Here is a 3,143-nt window from a genome sequence, read left to right as displayed (position 1 = left end):
CCTTTACCCCAAACCCGATTCCGAGTTAAAAATGCTTAACCGAAAAGTATTGCCTGTGGTGACATTAAAGAAAAGCTCGAAGACAAACTTTTGCAAATTAATCACCAAATCAATCAGTTGTTAACTTTACGGTCTGAAATCAAGGGATTACTTTCAGGCTGGAAAAATATGGGCGGACAGCATGAGGATACAATTTGTCCCATTATTCAAAACAACCCTTAGTGTTGATACCAATTCTTTGAACTTTAGTTCCCTGCTAGGGGTAATCTAAAAGTTTTTGATACATCACTCAAGACTTTTAGGATTCAGGATTTTTATAGAGAAGAAACCACCATAACTCTAGTCCCATCAAGGCTAAACCACCGATCGCAACCCCAACTTTTAAGCTTAAAGGTTGCTCTATGCGGCGAAATTGACTGGTTTGCTCTGATGAGTGGGCTGGCATTTCTGCTAATGTTACACCTGATGTTCCAGTGAGAAGCACTAAAGCTATCAGGCTTCCCCAAAGCATTTTTTTTCTGAACATTTGCTAAATTACCCTGCAATTATGAGGTAGTTTTTGGTTGAAAGTTACGCAATCTAAGAGCATTGCTAACAACCGAGAGCGAAGAAAGAGCCATCGCCGCCCCAGCGATAATTGGATTGAGTAACCAACCAAAGATGGGAAATAGAATTCCAGCCGCAATGGGAATACCAATAACGTTGTAAATAAAGGCAAAGAAGAGATTTTGCCTGATATTGTTGATGGTGGCGCGACTAAGTTGAATAGCTGTAACAATTCCTTGCAAATCACCAGAAATTAGAGTGATATCGCTAGCTGCGATCGCTACATCTGTTCCCGTACCAATGGCAATTCCTACATCAGCCTGCGCTAGGGCTGGGGCATCATTTATGCCATCGCCCACCATTGCGACAATGGAGTGGGGGGATGAGGGAGAATAATTGTTTGCTTGCTCCCCCTGCTTCCTCATCCTCCCCTGCTTCCCCTGCTCTCTTTGCAGAGATTGAATAATCGCCGCCTTTTGATCTGGGCGGACTTCGGCAAAGATTCGCTCGATGCCAACTTGTAGAGCGATCGCTTCGGCAGTTTTACGGTTGTCTCCAGTGAGCATTACTACTTCTAAGCCTAACTTCTGTAAAGCTTTCACTACTGCTGTTGATGAAGGTTTGAGAGCGTCGGCAATACCCATTATTCCTTGTAGATCACCATCTACAGCAATCAAAATCACTGTTTTACCAGCCGCTTCCCAGTCATCTTTATACTGCTGGAGACTTATGGTGTTAATTCCAAGTTCTGTTAGCCAACGTTGTGTACCAATTTGCACAAGCTGATTTGAAACAACTGCTTGAACTCCACTACCTGCGTTAGCTACGAAGTTCTGTGCATCTATTAAACTCACTTCTTGAGACTGGGCATATTTCACCACAGCTTCAGCTAAAGGATGCTCAGAATTTCGTTCTACCGCTGCTGCTAACTGTAAAAGTTTGATTTCATTACCGTTAGCTGTACCGTTGACAGTCACAAAGTCTGTAACTGTAGGTTTACCCTGAGTCAAAGTACCAGTTTTATCTAGAACGATGGTTTGAATTTTGTGTGCTAGTTCTAAGCTGTCAGCGCCTTTAATCAAAATACCATTTTCTGCACCTTTGCCTGTCCCCACCATGACAGAAGTCGGGGTAGCTAAACCCAAAGCACAAGGACAAGCGATAATTAGTACACCCACCGTTGTCATTGTTGCTAGGGTGAGATTGCCAGTGAAGTTAAACCAAATGACGAAAGTAGCGATCGCAACGGCAATCACAGCTGGTACAAACCAGCCTGTCACCTGATCTGCCAAGCGCTGAATTGGCGCTTTAGAACCTTGGGCTTGTTGCACCAGTTTGACAATTTGAGCCAAAAATGTATCATTTCCGACTCGTGTCACCCGAAACTGAAATGCACCCGCACCGTTAATCGTCGCTCCAATTACCTCATCTCCTGGCTGCTTTTTGACTGGCAAACTTTCACCCGTCACCATCGCTTCATCTACCGTCGAACCGCCTGCAATCACTTCGCCATCTACGGGAATCTTTTCACCAGGACGTACCAAAATCACATCGTTGATTCTGACTTCGGCGATGGGAACATCAATCTCTATTCCATCACGGATAACTCTGGCATCTCTAGCTTGTAATCCGATGAGTTTACGGATGGCTTCAGAAGTTTGTCCTCTAGCGCGATTTTCTAACAACCGCCCCAGCAAAATTAGGGTAATGACAATGGCAGCAACTTCGTAATAAATATGAGGTATTAAGCCCTGAGCAATAAAAAATCTCGGAAAAACAGTAACAAACAAAGAATATAGATACGCTGCACTTGTACCTAAAGCAATCAGCGTGTCCATCGTTGCCGTATGGCGCTTGAGGGATTTCCAGCCATTTTGGTAAAAAGATCCGCCACACCAAAAAACGATGGGTGTTGTCAGCACTAACTGTACCCAAGGATTTTGTAGAAAACTTGGAATCAAGGGTAAGTTCAGCCCAGTCATCATGGGGAACGACCCCAAAAATAGGAAAATGCTGATTACACCTCCCACCGCTACCTTGAGGGAGAGTTGGCGTTGTAATGCTTGCCTACTAGCTTTCTCTGCATCATCTTCTTCGGTGAGCAATTCTTCCTGGAGTGAGTAAGAAGAGTATCCCGCAGATGCGATCGCACTTTGGATTTTCTCTAAATTGGCTAGAGAGCGATCGTACTTGATGGCGGCTTGTTCTGCCCCAAAGTTAACGTTGCAGTCCCTTACCCCAGGAACAGAGCGAATTGCCTTTTCGATGTTGTTAGCGCAAGCAGCGCAACTCATACCTCGAAGTTTAAGTGTGAGAGTATCCATAACTCATAACTAAGATGAACCACTGTGATTGGTGTGGGACGTGAAGAAGGCAGGAGGCAGGAGGAAATTATATGAGACTGTTGCTCTCAACTCGATCTAATTCCAAGCCGCCAAATCATAAATTTTGATAGAGGTCTTAAACCACAAGCTCGCTCTGATTGCGGCAGGAGGCTCTATACCCGGATTTCTCACCACACCCCTCAAAGCCTGCGCTTGTACAGGGGAGCAGGTTCGCTAGTGGGAGAGTTCAATGTGCCTTGTTCTTTCCCCTCT

At 44.7% G+C, this 3,143-nt stretch carries 2 protein-coding genes and 1 pseudogene; 1 reads left to right on the top strand and 2 read right to left on the bottom strand.

Annotated features, from left to right (window positions below; all coding sequences use genetic code 11):
* Positions 1 to 54 precede the first annotated feature (54 nt).
* A pseudogene (locus VB740_RS36310) lies at positions 55 to 222 on the top strand (heavy metal-responsive transcriptional regulator); the annotation flags it as partial.
* Between the two features lie 76 nt (positions 223 to 298).
* Here VB740_RS36310 and VB740_RS36305 read toward each other — a convergent pair.
* On the bottom strand, positions 299 to 526 hold the full coding sequence (locus VB740_RS36305) for a hypothetical protein (protein ID WP_323204642.1): 228 nt from the start codon (positions 524 to 526) through the stop codon (positions 299 to 301).
* Positions 527 to 545: 19 nt separating this feature from the next.
* Complete coding sequence (locus VB740_RS36300) at positions 546 to 2,870, bottom strand: heavy metal translocating P-type ATPase (protein WP_323204641.1); 2,325 nt, start codon at positions 2,868 to 2,870, stop codon at positions 546 to 548.
* Positions 2,871 to 3,143 lie beyond the last annotated feature (273 nt).

Origin of the sequence: Nostoc sp. UHCC 0251 (assembly GCF_034932245.1) — a bacterium.
In the GTDB taxonomy this organism is placed as follows: domain Bacteria; phylum Cyanobacteriota; class Cyanobacteriia; order Cyanobacteriales; family Nostocaceae; genus Nostoc.
This window is presented reverse-complemented; position numbering and strand designations above follow the sequence as displayed.